We start from the raw sequence: 15,820 nt of genomic DNA, 5'->3' as shown, positions 1-15,820 counted from the left end.
CCGATGAGCACCGCCGGGTCGAGCGGCATCGTCGCGGCCGTCGATCTCGGGGCGACGAGCGGCCGGGTCATGCTCGGTCACGTCGGCCCAGGGGAGCTCCGTCTCGTGCCGGTGGCCCGTTTCCCGAACACGCCCGTCCGCACGCCGGACGGGCTGCACTGGAACATCCTGGAACTGCACCGATCCATCCTGGCCGGACTCTCCGGGGCTGCGAAGCAGGCGCCGACCCTGGCGAGCATCGGCATCGACTCCTGGGCGGTCGACTACGGCCTCCTGCGCCAGGGGCGGCTCCTCGGGGCGCCGTTCCACTACCGCGACGAGCGCACGGCTGCGGGCGTCGAAGCGGTCCACGGTGCGGTCCCCTTCGCCGAGCTGCATCGGGTGAACGGCCTGCAGTTCCTGCCGTTCAACACGGTGTACCAATTGGCGAGCGAACGTGATGTCGGCATGCTCGACATCGCCGACACAGTGCTGCTCGTGCCGGACCTCATTGCGCACTGGCTGACCGGCGCACGCGTCGCCGAGGCTACGAACGCGTCGACGACCGGTCTGGTCCGGGCGGGCGAGCCGACGACGTGGGACGCAGAACTGCTCGCCCGACTCGGCATTCCCGCTGCGATCCTGCCTCCCATCGTGCAGCCCGGCGACCGGATCGGCACGCTCCTCGAGAGCGTCGCCGCCGAGGTCGGCCTGCCCACGGCGACGCCCGTCACCGCGATCGGTTCGCACGACACCGCGTCGGCGGTCGTCGCCGTCCCGATGACCTCGCCCGATGCCGCATACATCTCCTGCGGGACGTGGGGCCTCGTCGGTGTGGAACTGGAGCATCCGGTCCTGACCGAGGCGAGCCGCGCGGCCAACTTCACGAACGAGGGCGGGGTCGACGGTCGCACCCGTTTCCTGCACAACGTGATGGGCCTCTGGTTGCTGAGCGAGTCCGTCCGCAGGTGGGAGCGGGGCGGGGAGACGATCGACTTGCCCGACCTCATCGCGCAGGCGGCAGCGGTCGATGCGCCCGTCTCGGTGTTCGACGCGAACGATCCGCGCTTCCTCTCCCCTGGCGACATGCCGGCGCGTATCGCCGAGTACCTCGTCGAGCACGGTCGCCCGGCTCCGCAGTCGCGCGCGGAGTTCGTGCGCAGCATCATGGAGAGTCTCGCGCAGGCGTTCGCGGACGCGGTGCACACCGCGTCCGCGCTGTCCGGCGTCGATGTCCGCGCGATCCACCTCGTCGGCGGCGGCTCGCAGAACGCGCTGCTGTGCCGGCTGACGGCCGATCGCGCCGGCATCCCGGTCATCGCGGGACCCGTCGAGGCCACGGCGCTCGGCAACATCCTCGTCCAGGCGAGGGCGGTCGGGCTCATCGACGGCGACCTCGACACCATGCGCGCGCTCGTCGCGGCCAGCTTCGAGCCGACCCGCTACGAGCCGCGCACGTCGCACGGCTCCAGCGCTGCGAACCGGTAGCGTCGCAGCATGAACGCCTCCCGTCTCGTCGTCAGTCTGCAGTCCGAGCTCCGCGAGGAGGTGCTCGCGCAGGGACCGCTCCCGGATGGCGTGGAGCTCCTGCTCTGGGATCTGAAGAGCGATCCGCCCGCTGAGCACATCGACATCGTCGTGCCGTCGTACCTCCGCTCCACCAAGCGCCTCTCCGAGGTCGGCAGCGTCACGCCGAAGCTCATCCAGGTGCAGTCGATCGGCTACGACGGCCTCGCGGACATCGTGCCGGCCGGCATCCCGGTCGCCAACGCGGCGACGGTGCACGAGGCGTCGACGGCGGAGCTGACGGTCGGGCTCATCCTCGCGTCCCAACGCGGCATCCCCGACTTCATCCGCGCGGAGACGTCAGGGGAATGGTTGCAGTCGTCCCGGCCGAGTCTTGCCGACCGCCGGGTGCTGCTGATCGGCTACGGCGGCGTCGGTGCGGCGATCGAGGCGCGGCTCGCGCCGTTCGAGGTCGACGTCACGCGGGTCGCATCGCGCGCCAGAGATGATCGGAGCGGTCACATCCACGGCATCGACGAACTGCCGGGGCTCCTGCCGCACGCCGAGATCGTCATCGTCGTCGTGCCCCTCACGCCCGACACCCGAGGATTGATCGATGACGCGTTCCTGACGGCGCTGCCGGACGGTGCACTCGTGGTGAACGTCGCTCGAGGCCCGGTCGCCGACACGGATGCCCTGGTGCGGCATGCGTCGACCGGGCGGATCCGCCTCGCCTTGGACGTCACGGATCCTGAACCGTTGCCTGCAGACCATCCACTGTGGTCGCTCCCGAACGTGCTCGTCTCGCCGCACATCGGTGGCGCGACGACCGCGATGCTGCCGAGGATGGCGCGCCTGCTGCGGCGGCAGATCGACCATCTCCTCGCCGGTGATGCTCCGGAGAACGTCGTCCTGGGCGGCTGAACCGTCTCAGCAGGCTCGCGATGAGAAGAAATTCAGGAACGGCTCGCATTGAATCGGTTCAAGGGGTACAGTTTGTGGTCTGACCACACCGGAGTGTCGAAGGAGGATCGATGAGCACCCAAGCGCAGGCCGCGCCGACGCTCCCCGAGCCGCGCGCGTGGGAGGTCGTCCTGGCACGCATCGAAGCAGACCTCCTGAGCGGCGTCCTGAAACCGGGCGACAGGCTCCCAGGAGAGCGTCAGCTCGCGATCGACCTCGGCGTCGGCCGCTCGAGTGTCCGTGAGGCGATCCGTGTGCTCGAAGTCCTCGGGCTCATCCGGACGCACACAGGTTCAGGACCGACCGCGGGCGCGATCATCGTCGCGACCCCGTCCGGCGGCATGGCGACGCTCATGCGTCTCCAGGTCGCCGCCCAGGGCTTCGCCGTGCAGGACGTCGTCGACACCCGACTCGTCATCGAGACAGCCGTCGTCCACAGCCTGGCGACCGGAGCACAAGACGAGGCCCCCGACCTCGCGCACCCCGTCTCGCTCCTCGATGCGATGGACCAACCGACGCTCACCGAGGCGGAGTTCCTCGCGCTCGATGCCCAGTTCCACCTGTCGCTCGCCGAAGCCGCCGGCAACCAGGTCCTCGTCGCGACGATGGCAGGCCTTCGCGACTCCATCGAGCGCTACGTCCTCGCCGGTGTCCCGCAGTTGCCCTCGTGGTCCGCCACCGCCGAGCGCCTCCGAGCCGAGCACCGCGGAGTTGTCGCGGCCATCCGCGACGCCGATCCCGCCCTCGCCCGGGACTCCATCCGTTCCCACATCACCGGTTACTACGACGCACTCTCACCGAGCCCCCGTACACCCGCCACGTCGGACCCCTCGCGGGCCAGTTAGAAGGAAGACACGCCATGGTCGAACGCCGTATCCCGAAGCCCCACGATCTGCTCCCCCTGATGCAGTTCAAGAAACCCGAGTTCAATGCGCGCAAGCGTCGTCTCGCCGCCGCCACGACCATCGCCGATCTGCGGACGATCGCGAAGAAGGTCACGCCGACCGCACCGTTCGACTACACCGACGGTGCGGCAGAGGGCGAGATCTCGCTGGCACGCGCCCGTCAGGCGTTCGAGGACATCGAGTTCCACCCGAGCGTGTTGAAGAACGTCGCGAACGTCGACACCGGCTGGGACGTCCTCGGCGAGCGCGTCGCGTTCCCGTTCGGCATCGCACCGACCGGCTTCACGCGGATGATGCAGACGGAGGGCGAACGCGCCGGTGCTGCAGCTGCTGCCGCGGCCGGCATCCCCTTCACGCTGTCGACGATGGGCACGACGTCCATCGAGGACGTCAAGGCGGCTGCGCCCGGCGGCCGGAACTGGTTCCAGCTCTACATGTGGAGCGAGCGGGAGCGCTCGATGGCGCTCGTCGACCGCGCAGCTGCGGCCGGCTACGACACGCTCGTCGTGACCGTCGACACGCCGGTCGGTGGCGCTCGCCTCCGCGATGTCCGTAACGGCATGACGATCCCGCCGTCGCTCACCCCGAAGACCATCGTCGACGCCCTCCCGCGTCCGGCCTGGTGGATCAACTTCCTGACGACCGAGCCGCTGGCATTCGCCAGCCTCGACCGCTGGTCGGGCACCGTCGCCGCCCTCATCGACACGATGTTCGACCCGACCGTCGGCCCCGACGAGGTCAAGTACATCCGCGAGCAGTGGAAGGGGAAGCTCATCGTCAAGGGCGTCCAGTCCGTCGCCGACGCGAAGCTGGCCGTCGACCTCGGCGCTGACGCCGTGCAACTGTCGAACCACGGCGGCCGCCAGCTCGACCGCGCACCGATCCCGTTCCACCTGTTGCCGAGCGTCGTCCGCGAGGTCGGCAAGGACGCTGAGGTGCACCTCGACACGGGCATCATGAACGGTGCGGACATCGTCGCGTCCGTCGCGCTCGGCGCCCGCTTCACGTTCATCGGCCGCGCATACCTGTACGGCCTCATGGCCGGTGGGCGCGAAGGCGTGGACCGCACGATCCAGATCCTCTCGAGCGAGATCACCCGCACGATGAAGCTCCTGGGTGTCGCGTCGCTCGAGGAGCTGCAGCCGCACCACGTCACGCAGCTCTCGCGCTTCACGACGCTGCAGCCGATGCCCGAGACGCCTGCATCAGCAGCTCCGAGCCGCACGGCATCGAAGCCTGCCGCACCGCGCAAGGCACCGGCGCGCAAGCCCGAAGCAGCGAAGGCGTAGCCGGCGCCACTGCACCCGGAGGGGCCACGGACCGACGTCCGTGGCCCCTCCGGCGTTGTCCACCGGCCGTTCGACGCGCTCGGGGGCCGGGCTCTCCGCGCACACACGCTCCCCGCCGAGCCCGTCAAGGCGTATCACGGGCATCCCCGAGCCGGTTCCTCGGGTTGTCCCCGATGCCGATCTGGACGTCCTCGGCGAGCATGGGAGGGCATCAGTTTCCGAGTCGTCCCAGCACCACATGTGCCTGTGCTCACACATCCGCGGAAGGAGCGCTGTGGCACATCTCCTCGTGCTCGGTGGCAGTGGCCGCACCGGCCGCCTCGTCATCGAAGAAGCCCTGCGCCGTGGTCATTCGGTCACGGCGCTCGTCCGCGACCCCTCGGCCGTGGTTCCGGGCGAACGGCTCACCGTTGTGGAGGGCTCACCACTCTCGCCGGACGACGTCGACCTCGCCATGCGCGGTACACAGGCTGTGGTCGTCGCGCTGAGCAACGTCGGCTCCTCGGACTGGCCGTGGGCTCGACAGGTCAGCCCGCCGGACCTCGTCTCGGAAGCGGTGCGCACGGTCACCGACGCCATGCGCTCGCGCGGCCTCAGGAGGATCGTCCTGCTCTCTGCCCTCGGCTCAGGTGACTCGGTCTCGAGTGTTCCACGGCTGTTGCGCTGGACCACCGGTTTCCTCCGCCTCGGCACCGTCTACGCGGATCATGAGCACGCCGACGACGAGCTCCGGCGCTCGGGACTCGACTGGACGATCGTCCGCCCGACGGTCCTGTCCGGCAGTGCGCACCGTCGACCGGTCGTGATCGCCGGCCCCGGCAGCTGGCCGAACTCGGTGCGCATCAGCCGCGCCGACGTCGCCGGCTACCTCGTCGACGCGATCGACAACGAACAGCTCATCGGCGCGGCCCCCGTCATCTCCTCCGGCTCCGTCATCGACTGACGCCGCCCTGCGCACAACTCCTGCGGTCCGTCGGCTGCGCTCCGCGCTGGTCCCGGAAGCCGCGAGACCCACCGGCCCGGGCAGACAGCGAGCAAGAGTTGTGGACCGAAGGGCTACGAGCGGCCGGCCACGGTACCGGCAGGAACCGGTCGTCGGCCCGTGATCCGGTCGGTGAGCTCGCAGACACCCCACCAGGTGACGCGCAGCATCGCCTCGACGACGATCCCGCTGGTCATCTTCGACGCGCCCTCGGTGCGTTCGGTGAAGGTGATGGGAACCTCGACGATGCGCAGCCCCGCGCGGTGCGCGTGCCACAGCATGTCGACCTGGAACCCGTACCCGTGGCTGTGGACCTCATCGAGCTGGAGGCGTTTGAGGGCGTCACTGGTGAACACCCGGTAGCCACCCGTGACGTCCCGCGCCGGAAGTCGGAGCACGGCGCGCGCGTAGGCACTGCCACCGCGGGAGATGAGCTCGCGATGCTTCGGCCAGTTCACGACGGACCCCCCTGGCACCCAGCGCGATCCGAGCACGACGTCGGCTCCAGCGGACGCCGCCAGGAGTGCCGACAGCTGCTCTGGCGAGTGAGAACCGTCCGCGTCCATCTCGACAATGCGCGAGAACCCGTGCTCGAGCGCCCAGGCGAAGCCAGCCTTGTAGGCGACGCCGAGGCCTTCCTTGCCGGCACGGTGGAGCACGTGGACGGACACGTCTGCCGCGGCGAGCGCCGTGGCGATCTCGCCTGTCCCGTCCGGTGAGTTGTCGTCGACGACGAGTACCTGCACCTCGGGGGTGGCCACGCGGACGCGCGCGACGATCCGTTCCAGGTTCTCGCGTTCGTTGTAGGTGGGAATGATGACCACCGTGGAATCCATCGTTGCCGTCCTCGTGTCTGCTCAGCCAGCGTAGCGCGCTGAACAGGACGGTATCGGCGGTCACCACCGGTTGTCTCGACGTTCAGTGAACGCCCGGCGAACCTGCAGCGATGGATCAGTTCCGACTGGCGAGGTGTGCGGGGATGAAGAGCGCGAGCGCGATCATCAGGATGCCTCCGAGGAACCAGAACGCTTGCAGGAGGTCCGTCCGGAACGCTTCGCCGAACGCCCAGATACCTCCCGCGAACAGTGCCAGGGCGATGACCACCCAGAATCCGGTTGCATCGCCCATCGTGCTGGTGCGCCCTGAGTTGTCCCGTTCGCGGTCACGTCGTTCTGCGGCGTCCATGTCCCTGCCTTCCGTCGGCGCACGAGCGCCTGGTGCAGGTATACGCCGCGCCCCGAGCGAGCCGCAAGCCCTTGCCGTCGGCGATCAGCGCGTCGAGCTCCTCGAACCACCCCGGTCACCGAGCCGCCTCGGTCGCCGAGTCTGTCGAGGCGCGCCCAGCCCTCAGCCGCGCAACTCCAGCGTGCAGCACTTCACGCCGCCGCCGCCGAGCAGCAGCTCCGACAGGTCGACACCGATCGGCGTGTAGCCGCGCTCGCGCAGCTGCGCCTCGAAACCGGTGGCACGAGCGGCGATGACGACATTGCGGCCGTCGGAGATCGAGTTGAGTCCGAGCACCGCCGCATCCTCGGTGCTCACGTGGATGGCGTCGGGGTACCGCTCCGCGAGGATGCGGTTGCTCGCCTCGTCGAACGCGTCCGGCAGGTAGGCGATGTTCGCCGACGAGCCGTCACCGGGCACGATGGGGTCGATGACGGCGATGGCCGTGTCGAGGTGGTAGAAGCTCGGATTCACGAGGTTGAGCGTCACGACCTCGCGGTCGAAGATGCGGCGCACCTCGTCGTGGCTCCTCGGGTCGGTCCGGAAGCCCGTGCCGGCGAGGATCGAGTCGCCGACGAGCATGATGTCGCCCTCGCCCTCGTTGACGAACTCGGGGCGCACGACCCGGAAGCCGTTCGCCTCGAACCAGTCCATGTACGCCGGGCCTTCAGGAATCCGCTCGTCATAGGTGAACTTGGCGCCGTAGGCGACGCCGTCGAGCGTGAATCCGCCGTTGGCCGCGAACACCATGTCGGGCAGGCCGTCGATCGGGTCGATGAGGTCCACGGTGTGACCGAGGTCGAGGTAGCGCTGGTGCAGGACCTCCCACTGCGACACCGCGAGCGACGTGTCTGTGGGGTCGTCCGGGTTCATCCATGGGTTGATGCGGTAGCTGACCGTGAAGCGGTCCGGGCGGCACATGAGGTACCGGCGGCGGGTGGCCTGAGGACCCGGCTGGGCGGTGGGGGTGGGGTGGTTGAGCGTCGACGACACGTCGGCCTCCAAACGAGCGAGGTACGGCGGACGATGTCCAGGGGCCTGACGGCACGCCACGATCATCATCGCATGCGATTCACGGCGTTTTCTCGAAATCTGGCGCATGATATCTGCGAATTGGCAGCTTTTCGCGCAATGATTGCGCTTACACTGGTCGCTATGGACAACCTTGATCGCGGCATCATCGACCTGCTCCGGCAGAACTCCCGGGCCGGGTACGGCGATATCGGAGCGGTTGTCGGGCTGTCCGCGTCGGCCGTGAAACGTCGTGTCGACCGCCTCGTGGCCGACGGGGTCATCCAGTCGTTCACCATCCAGGTCGACCCCACTGTCGACGGCATGCAGACTGAAGCCTACGTCGAACTCTTCTGCCGCGGGACCGTGTCGCCGAATGAGCTGCTGCGCATCCTGTCGGGCGTCCCGGAGGTCGTCGACGCCGGCACCGTCACCGGCAGCGCCGACGCCATCGTGCACATGCGCGCCCGCAACATCCCCGCGCTGGAGGATGCCCTCGAGAAGGTCCGCATCGCCCCCAACGTCGACCACACGAGAAGCGCGATCGTCCTCACCCGTCTCATCCACCGCCACGTCGACTGAGGCTCCTGCCCCGACGTGACTGCCCGCTCCCCGAGCCTGTCGAGGGGCCGACAAGGCAGGATTGACCCATGGACATCAGCATCGGCGGCACCGCACCCGTGTTCGAACAGCTCCGGACGCAGGTCATGGAGCAGGTGCGCGACGGGCGCCTCTCGCCGGGCGCCAAGCTGCCGACGGTCCGCGGGCTGGCCGACGAACTCGGGATCGCCCCGAACACCGTCGCGAAGGCGTACAAGCTACTCGAGGCCGACGAGGTCATCGAGACCCGGGGTCGGGCCGGCACCTTCATCGCGGCCCACGGCGATCCGACGACTCGGCAGGCACAGCTCGCCGCCAGCGCCTATGCCGCCCGTATCCGCGAGCTCGGCATCCCCGCAGAGGACGCGCTCGCTCTGGCTGCCGCCGCCCTCAGCGTGTAGCTCCCCCTCGACAGGCTCGGGGACCGGGCCTTCCCGCACGCGAACCGGCCCCGACCCGCTCACCGAGCCTGTCGAGGCGCCGGACGCCTGCAGCTAGATGATCGACTGCGACCAGGTGTCGGGTTGGCCGAACCGGTGGGCGGTGATCGAGATCGACTGCTCGCGGAGGAACGGGAGGAGTTCCACGCGACCAGCCTGCGTCACCGGGCCCGCGAAGATCGCGACCTCCGGGTCACCGTCGAGGGCCTCCGCCAGACGCGCGGCAAGGGGCTCGCGGACCGGACGCAGCGCCTCGACGCCGCCGGGCACAGTGACGAGTTCCGGCTCACGACGCGGGCCGACGATGCGCACCCGGGACACGACGTCGGCTCCGCCGCGTGACGCACCGATGTCCTCGAGCGTCAGGGAAGCGGCACCGGCGCTGAACCCCTCTGCGCCGTCGATCGCTCCGCGCGCAGCCATCCGTGCGAGCCATTGGTCGTCGGTCTCGAGCGAGACGGCCACCTGCAGCGACGTCAGCCAGTCGCGCACCTCGCGGGGCAGACGACCCCCGAGACTCACCGTGAACCGGGAGCGCGATCGCACGGCCGCGATGAGCACGCGCAGCGCGTCTCCGAGGTCCGCGCCGGCGGCGATACGCACGGCGACGCCGACAGGCCGGTAGCGCTGCAGGTTCCGCTCGACACCGAGCTGCGAGACGTCCTTCACCTCACCGAACTCGTTGCCCCACGCGACCGCGTCACTGAGAGCGGCGCGCCGCAGGACGTCGAACGCCTCGTAGGTGAGCGACGGCTGGGCCGCTTCGATGAGCTTCACGATGCGGGTGTCGAGGCCGCGCAGGTGGAGTGTGCGGCTGGCCGATCCCTCCTCGGGCAGCCAGTCGCCGAGCACGGCGAGTGCGTTCGGACCGCCGGTCTTCGTCACCCCGCCGAGCGCAGCGCGCTTCCAACCGCCGAACGGCTGTCGCTGGACGATCTCCCCGGTGATCGAGCGGTTCACGTACAGGTTGCCGGCCTGGACGACATCGAGCCACTCGCCGACGTCCACCGCATCGAGGCTGTGGATGCCCGCCGTGACGATGCCCGCCGGAGCGTTCTGGAAGCCGATCGCCTCCCCGAGCGTCTGCGCGTGCATCACGCCGAGGACGGGGCCGGCGATCTCCGCGAGGTGGAACGGGGAGCCCGGCTGCACACCGGCACGGACACCCGGCGACCACAGCCGTCTGCTGGGTTCTCCGAAGTTCACCGAGGAGTCGTCGAGGAGCTTCGGCTCGACGAGCCAGTGTTCCCCGAGGCGCAGTTCGGTGAGCCCGGCGAGCAGACCGGCTGCGGCCGGTTCGAGCAGCGGGCCGAGCTGTGTGCGCGCATCGGCCGGCCATCCGACGCGGAGCGACCGCACGGCGTCCGCGAGCTGCCGGCGGAAACGCTCGGACCGCCCCATCGAGCCGACGAGGATGACGAGGGAGGCACCGGAACGCTGTTGCCCGGCGTTCCCGAACGCACTGCGCACGATGTCGGCGACGGCGAGGTCGATGTCGGCACTCGGCATGACGATGATCGAGTTCGTCCCGGCCGTCGCGGCGAGCAGCGGCACATCCGCACGCCACTCGCGGTACAGCCCGGCGGTCTCGAACGAACCGGTCAGCACGACGCGGTCGACATCGGGGTGCGAGACGAGGTGCTTCATGAGCTCGACATCGGCCAGGTCGGCGAGCACGAGCAGGTCGCGCGGGACACCGGCATCCCACAGCGCCTCGGCGAGCACGGCCGCTGAACGTCGTCCGAGACTGCTCGGTGCGAGGATGACGCCGCTGCCTGTCGCCAGGGCGTTCAACACACCGGCGGCAGCGGTCGAGAGTGGGGATTGCGCCGGCGGCGTGACGACCACGAGCCTGGACGGGACGAACCTGGCACCCTGCACGCGGTCGAGTTCGTGAGCACTCACCGCGGCGTAGTGGGCGAGGTCGACGGCCTCGCTGACCTCGGTGTCGGCGTCGGCGATCGTCGTGCCGACCTCCGATGCGAGCACCTCGATGAGCTTGCCGCGACGGGAGGAGAGCACCCGCCCGGCGGCGTGCAGCACCGCGGCGCGTTCGGCGACGGACCTCGCGCCCCAGCGGGATCCCGAGGCGACGACCATCGCGATCGCGCGTTCGAGGACGCGCACGTCACCGATCGCGGCAGCGGCGACCCCGGCGTGCCCCACGGTGGAGCCGGGGATCCGCTCGAGGATCTGCCGGGTCCAGAGGCGGTTCGCGGCGAGTGACGGGTCGGTGTCCGGGGTGTTCGCGAAGCCGGGAGCACCGTCGATGACGCCGCCGCGTTCCGAGCGGGCGAACACGGCCGTCTCGACGTATCCGGAGGAGCTCTGGGCGATGAACCCGTCGCCACTGGAGCCGCGGTCGAGGCCGAGCACCTGGTGCGTCAGTCCCTCCGTCTCCGTGTCGGCGGGGTCGCGGAAGCGGGTGTCCGGTTCGAGGCGCACCGGTTCCTGCGCCTCGGCGAGACGATCCTGCATGCGGTTCGGTTCGGGGACCAGGCCGGCGGATTCCTCGAGCGCCTGGACGGATGCGACGAAGCGGCGGCGTTCACGGGCGAAGAGCGTCGGTTTCGCGTCGAGCTCGTACGCGGCGGAGAGGAAGTTCTCCTGGCTCGCATTCTCCTCGAGTCGCCTCGCGAGGTATGAGATCGCGACGTCGAACTCCTTCGGGTGCACGACCGGCGCGTACAGCAGTACCTGACCGACGTCCTGCCGGATGGCGGCCGCCTGCCCGGTCGCCATGCCGAACAGCATCTCGACGGTGATCGCATCCTGCACGCCGCGATCTCCGGCGAGCAGCCAGGCGTAGGCGATGTCGAAGAGGTTGTGGCTGGCGATGCCGACCCGCACGAACGCCGTGTGCTCCGGAGTGAGCGACCAGCCGAGGATCCGTTTGAGGTTCGCGTCGGTGTCGCGTTTGCTCGCGTACGGGGCGAGCGGCCAGCCGTGGATCGCTGCGTCGACCCGTTCCATGGCCAGGTTTGCGCCCTTGACCAGACGGATCGCGACTGGCGCGCCGCCTGCGGACACCCGCTGCTTCGACCAGGCGGTGAGCTGCATGACCGCGGTGAGCGCATCGGGCAGGTAGGCCTGGATGGCGATGCCCCCGGAGGACCGCTGGAGCTGCGGCTGGTCGAGGAGGCTCGTGAACACGGCGATCGTGAGGTCGAGGTCGCGGTACTCCTCGAGGTCGAGATTGATGAAGGTGCCGTTCGCCAGCCCCGCCTCGAACAGCGGGGTCAGGCGGCGGACCACTCGGGCGACGGTCTGCTCGAACGACCAGAGCGACACCTGGCTGACGATCGACGACACCTTGATCGACAGGTGGTTGACGTCGGGGCGTTCCAGGAGCTCACGGATGGCCTCGAGGCGCTTCGCCGCCTCCGCCTCACCGAGCACGGCCTCACCGAGGAGGTTGAGGTTGAGGGCGGCACCGTCTTCGTGGAGTGCCGCGATGCGCTCGGTGAGCTGCTTCGGGCGACCGTCCACGACGAGGTGGCCGACCATGTCGTGGAGCACACGGCGGGCGATGGGGATGACCACCCAGGGCATGACCGGCCCGATGGCTCCGCCCGCGTGGATGGCAGCGCGCTGGTACCAGGGCAACTGGGCGGGGGCGAGCTGCGCGATGCCGTGAAGTGTGTTGCCCGCGACGAGTCGGTCGCCCGGGCGCATGACACCGTCCACGAACCCCAGCGCGAAACTCAGGCCGTTCGGGTCCCGGAGGATACTGGCGAGGCGCTCCGCGGCAGGGTCGGCAGGGGCCTTCGCTCCGGCCTCCACCCAGGCAGCGGCGAGCGCGATCGCACGGTCGGCGAGAGCGGCCGACGCGGTGGACGTCTCGTCCAGAGGGTTCGCCATACCCTCAGACTATTCGCTCACCCTGCGAGTGCCGCTGAGGCGCACCCTGCTCGCTCGCCCCAGACTTTGGACCCACCGAGCCTGTCGAGGTGCTGCCCCTCCCGCCCACCGAGCCTGTCGAGGTGCCCACGCCCGACGATAGGCTCACCGCATGCACCTCGCCGAACGTTTCGACGCCGTCATCGTGGGCGGCGGCCACAACGGACTCACTGCGGCCGCCTATCTCGCTCGGGCCGGCAAGCGCGTGCTCGTCCTCGAACGCCTGGACCACACGGGAGGCGCGGCCGTCTCCGAGCGTCCGTTCGCCGGGGTCGACGCCCGGCTGTCGCGCTACTCCTACCTCGTGAGCCTCCTCCCCCAGCAGATCATCGACGATCTCGGCCTCGACGTCCGGCTCGTGCGGCGCCGCTACTCCTCCTACACGCCCGATCCCGCGCGACCGGGCACGGGCCTCCTCGTCGACAACGGTGACGACGCGGCGACGACCGCGTCGCTCCGCAGCATCGGCGCCGAGGCGGATTCAGGTGGGCTTACCGAGCTGCACCGCCTGGTGGACCTCGTCGCGCGCACCCTCTGGCCGACCGTCACCGAACCGCTCCTCACCCGCTCCGAGGCCCAGGCCGCCGTGCGTGCCGCCGCTGTGGGCATCGGCATGAGCGATGCGGATGCCGAGTACATCTGGACCGCGATGTTCGAGCAGCCGATCAGCGCGATGATCGAACACGAGGCCACCTCCGACCTCGTCCGAGGCGTCGTGCTCACGGACGCACTCATCGGCACCTTCGCCCGTGCTTCCGACGAGCGTCTCCAGCAGAACATCTGCTTCCTCTATCACCTGATCGGCGGCGGGACGGGTGACTGGGACGTCCCGATCGGCGGGATGGGCGCCGTGACCGATGAACTCGCTCGTGCGGCGGTCGAAGCCGGTGCGGAGATCAGGACGATGGCCGAGGTCACCTCCATCACCCCGGAGCACGGCCTGGTCGCCTACGTGGATCGTGCCGCCGAGACCGACCGTGTCGTCGACGTCGATTCGCCGTACGTCCCGCAGCCGTCCGTCGTGGTCCAGGGCGATTGGATCCTCTCGGGCGCGGCACCCGCGGTGCTCGACCGCTTGCTCGACTCGCTCCCCAAGTCTGTCGAGGGGCCCATCGCCACCTCCCCGCCTGCCCCGGAGGGCGCCCAGGTGAAGGTCAACCTCCTCGTCCGACGGCTGCCCCGCCTGCTCGATCCGTCGGTCGACCCGGCGGCGGCGTTCGGCGGCACCTTCCACGTGAACGAGGGCTGGGCGCGCCTCGACGCCGCGTACCTCGAAGCCGAGGCCGGCCGCATCCCCGACCCGCTCCCGCTCGAGATCTACTGCCACACCCTCAGTGACCCGACCATCCTTTCGCCTGAGCTGCAGGCGGCCGGGGCGCAGACGCTGACGGTGTTCGGACTGCATGTGCCGCATCGCCTCGCGGTGGCGGCTGATGCGACTCCCGGCGGGCACGACGCGTTCCGCGAGGAGCTCACCGCGGCCGTCCTGCGATCGCTGGACGCCGTGCTCGCCGAACCCATCGAGGACCTCTTGCTGCTCGATACCGATGGGCGCGCCTGCATCGAGACGCGGACGACCCTCGACCTCGAGCACTCCCTGGCCATGCCCGGCGGCAACATCTTCCACGGAGCACTGTCGTGGCCGTTCCTCGAAGACGACGCCACGCGCGTCACCCCGGCGGAACGCTGGGGCGTGGCGACGACGCATCCGCGCGTCCTGCTCTGTGGTGCCGGAGCCCGCCGCGGTGGCGCCGTCAGTGGGCTCGGCGGCCACAACGCCGCCAAGGCCGTCCTCGAAACCCTCTGAGGCCGTCCCGCACACCGAGCACCGGTCACTGAGCGCACCCCGGTCACTGAGCTTGTCGAAGTGCACCATCCAGCCCGCCACCACACCCCAGAACCACCCTTCGACAAGCTCAGGGACTGTCTCCCGACACACCCCAGAACCGCCGTTCGACAAGCTCAGGGACCGCCCCGCCCTCAGTGACGGCGGTGATCCTGGATGGTGATCTTCGGACCGCGCCGCGGTTTGCGGATGCCGCTCAGCCCGATCAAGCGCAGCACCCGCTGCCGCTGGCCGGCCCACGGGGAGAGGAGTTCGAGCATGCCGTCGTCGTCGACGGGTGAACCGGTGAGCGCCTGCCCGACTGTGGCCGCGAGATGGTAGTCGCCCACGCTCACCGCGTCGGCATCGCCGTGCGCACGAAGCGTGATCTCGGCGGCCGTCCAGACGCCGATTCCCGGAAGGCTCTGGAGGCGCCGCGATGCATCGTCCGGGGCGTCGTCGATCGTGCGTTCGATCGCGCTCGCGAGCCGTGACGACCGCACGACCGTCTCGGAACGCTGCGGCCCCACGCCGGCTTCGTGCCATTCCCAACTCGGCACCATGCGCCACGTATCGGGTGCAGGTGCAACGACCATGCCCTCCGGCGCGAGGCCGGGCGCTGGATCGCCGTGGTGACGCACCAGCAGGCGCCATGCCCGCCAGGCTTCGAGCGCCGTGACCTTCTGCTCGAGAACCGAGGGCACGAGCATCTCGAAGACGAGTCGGTTGCGACTGAGCCTCACGCCGGGGTTGCGACGGAGCACCTCCGTGAGTAGCGGACTGCCTGACACCTCGAGCTGCGACCAGTCGTCGCCCGCGCCCAGCAGTTCGGGGATGCCGCTGATCGCCCACTCCGCGCCGCTGCCCCAGGCAGTGGCCTCGACCTCACCGCCCCGCATCGTGGAGACGAAGAGCGACGCGCCGCCCTGCGGGGTCCGCATGGTGAGCCACACACCACCGGGCGTGCGGCGGAAGCACGGACCGTCCCCACCACGGGACAGGAGAGCGAGCGTGGCGTGCACGTCGAGCGGACCGGCCGGGCGGTAGACGGTGTGGGTGGGCGCCTCGACAAGCTCGGCGACCGGTTCACGCACGGCGACCGGCCCGGCCGCGGTCGGGCGAGTGCCGGACGGCGCGAGCGCCGGTGTTCGGCGGCGCACGGGGAGGCTCTCGATCGCTGACATGACAGTCACCAT

The 15,820-nt window shown here is 69.8% G+C and carries 13 protein-coding genes; 8 read left to right on the top strand and 5 right to left on the bottom strand.

Features of this window, described 5'->3' with window-relative positions:
- Nucleotides 1–3 precede the first annotated feature (3 nt).
- From ABMA10_RS01630 to ABMA10_RS01610, 5 genes are all read left to right on the top strand, one after another.
- On the top strand, nt 4–1,467 hold the full coding sequence (locus ABMA10_RS01630) for a rhamnulokinase (RefSeq protein ID WP_347870044.1): 1,464 nt from the start codon (nt 4–6) through the stop codon (nt 1,465–1,467).
- Between the two features lie 9 nt (nt 1,468–1,476).
- Nucleotides 1,477–2,409 carry a 2-hydroxyacid dehydrogenase gene (locus tag ABMA10_RS01625; RefSeq protein ID WP_347870043.1) on the top strand — a complete coding sequence of 311 codons (933 nt, stop codon included), beginning with the start codon at nt 1,477–1,479 and terminating at the stop codon, nt 2,407–2,409.
- Nucleotides 2,410–2,519: 110 nt separating this feature from the next.
- Complete coding sequence (locus tag ABMA10_RS01620) at nt 2,520–3,293, top strand: FadR/GntR family transcriptional regulator (protein WP_347870042.1); 774 nt, start codon at nt 2,520–2,522, stop codon at nt 3,291–3,293.
- A gap of 14 nt (nt 3,294–3,307) precedes the next feature.
- Nucleotides 3,308–4,642 (top strand): alpha-hydroxy acid oxidase, encoded by a 1,335-nt coding sequence (locus tag ABMA10_RS01615; RefSeq protein ID WP_347870041.1) that lies wholly within the window; start codon nt 3,308–3,310, stop codon nt 4,640–4,642.
- 274 nt (nt 4,643–4,916) lie between these two features.
- A complete protein-coding gene (locus ABMA10_RS01610) occupies nt 4,917–5,585 on the top strand; it encodes an NAD(P)-dependent oxidoreductase (protein WP_347870040.1) in 669 nt (222 codons plus the stop codon).
- 113 nt (nt 5,586–5,698) lie between these two features.
- Here ABMA10_RS01610 and ABMA10_RS01605 read toward each other — a convergent pair whose 3' ends face one another.
- The 3 genes from ABMA10_RS01605 to ddaH all read right to left on the bottom strand — a co-directional run bounded on the left by ABMA10_RS01605 (nt 5,699) and on the right by ddaH (nt 7,841).
- A complete protein-coding gene (locus ABMA10_RS01605) occupies nt 5,699–6,460 on the bottom strand; it encodes a polyprenol monophosphomannose synthase (RefSeq protein WP_347870039.1) in 762 nt (253 codons plus the stop codon).
- Nucleotides 6,461–6,575: 115 nt separating this feature from the next.
- Nucleotides 6,576–6,809 (bottom strand): hypothetical protein, encoded by a 234-nt coding sequence (locus tag ABMA10_RS01600; RefSeq protein ID WP_347870038.1) that lies wholly within the window; start codon nt 6,807–6,809, stop codon nt 6,576–6,578.
- Nucleotides 6,810–6,971: 162 nt separating this feature from the next.
- Nucleotides 6,972–7,841, bottom strand: a complete 870-nt coding sequence (ddaH, locus tag ABMA10_RS01595; protein ID WP_347870037.1) for a dimethylargininase — start codon at nt 7,839–7,841, stop codon at nt 6,972–6,974.
- A gap of 162 nt (nt 7,842–8,003) precedes the next feature.
- Between ddaH and ABMA10_RS01590 the strand changes: the two genes are divergently transcribed.
- Nucleotides 8,004–8,441, top strand: coding sequence for an Lrp/AsnC family transcriptional regulator (locus ABMA10_RS01590; protein ID WP_347870036.1), 438 nt, complete (start codon nt 8,004–8,006; stop codon nt 8,439–8,441).
- A gap of 68 nt (nt 8,442–8,509) precedes the next feature.
- On the top strand, nt 8,510–8,860 hold the full coding sequence (locus ABMA10_RS01585; protein WP_347870035.1) for a GntR family transcriptional regulator: 351 nt from the start codon (nt 8,510–8,512) through the stop codon (nt 8,858–8,860).
- A 93-nt stretch (nt 8,861–8,953) separates the two neighbouring features.
- On the opposite strand, the gene ABMA10_RS01580 is transcribed toward ABMA10_RS01585, so the two are convergent.
- Nucleotides 8,954–12,760, bottom strand: a complete 3,807-nt coding sequence (locus tag ABMA10_RS01580) for a bifunctional proline dehydrogenase/L-glutamate gamma-semialdehyde dehydrogenase (protein WP_431031115.1) — start codon at nt 12,758–12,760, stop codon at nt 8,954–8,956.
- Between the two features lie 151 nt (nt 12,761–12,911).
- Here ABMA10_RS01580 and ABMA10_RS01575 point away from each other — a divergent pair, with 151 nt between their 5' ends.
- The gene (locus ABMA10_RS01575) at nt 12,912–14,606 is read left to right on the top strand and encodes a phytoene desaturase family protein (protein ID WP_347870033.1); all 1,695 of its coding nucleotides are present in this window, start codon (nt 12,912–12,914) and stop codon (nt 14,604–14,606) included.
- Nucleotides 14,607–14,779: 173 nt separating this feature from the next.
- Here the strand turns inward: ABMA10_RS01575 and ABMA10_RS01570 are convergent, their stop codons facing one another.
- Nucleotides 14,780–15,808: a DNA-3-methyladenine glycosylase family protein gene (locus ABMA10_RS01570; RefSeq protein ID WP_347870032.1), complete on the bottom strand. Its 1,029-nt coding sequence runs from the start codon at nt 15,806–15,808 to the stop codon at nt 14,780–14,782.
- Between the last annotated feature and the right edge of the window lie 12 nt (nt 15,809–15,820).

Origin of the sequence: Plantibacter sp. RU18 (genome assembly GCF_050613355.1) — a bacterium.
GTDB lineage: Bacteria > Actinomycetota > Actinomycetes > Actinomycetales > Microbacteriaceae > Plantibacter.
This window is presented reverse-complemented; position numbering and strand designations above follow the sequence as displayed.

Coding starts and splice junctions, on each gene's coding strand:
- ABMA10_RS01630 (WP_347870044.1), top strand. CDS start 4: ATGAGCACCGCCGGGTCGAGCGGCATCGTCGCGGCCGTCGATCTCGGG.
- ABMA10_RS01625 (WP_347870043.1), top strand. CDS start 1,477: ATGAACGCCTCCCGTCTCGTCGTCAGTCTGCAGTCCGAGCTCCGCGAG.
- ABMA10_RS01620 (WP_347870042.1), top strand. CDS start 2,520: ATGAGCACCCAAGCGCAGGCCGCGCCGACGCTCCCCGAGCCGCGCGCG.
- ABMA10_RS01615 (WP_347870041.1), top strand. CDS start 3,308: ATGGTCGAACGCCGTATCCCGAAGCCCCACGATCTGCTCCCCCTGATG.
- ABMA10_RS01605 (WP_347870039.1), bottom strand. CDS start 6,460: ATGGATTCCACGGTGGTCATCATTCCCACCTACAACGAACGCGAGAAC.
- ABMA10_RS01600 (WP_347870038.1), bottom strand. CDS start 6,809: ATGGACGCCGCAGAACGACGTGACCGCGAACGGGACAACTCAGGGCGC.
- ABMA10_RS01590 (WP_347870036.1), top strand. CDS start 8,004: ATGGACAACCTTGATCGCGGCATCATCGACCTGCTCCGGCAGAACTCC.
- ABMA10_RS01585 (WP_347870035.1), top strand. CDS start 8,510: ATGGACATCAGCATCGGCGGCACCGCACCCGTGTTCGAACAGCTCCGG.
- ABMA10_RS01580 (WP_431031115.1), bottom strand. CDS start 12,760: ATGGCGAACCCTCTGGACGAGACGTCCACCGCGTCGGCCGCTCTCGCC.
- ABMA10_RS01575 (WP_347870033.1), top strand. CDS start 12,912: ATGCACCTCGCCGAACGTTTCGACGCCGTCATCGTGGGCGGCGGCCAC.
- ABMA10_RS01570 (WP_347870032.1), bottom strand. CDS start 15,808: ATGTCAGCGATCGAGAGCCTCCCCGTGCGCCGCCGAACACCGGCGCTC.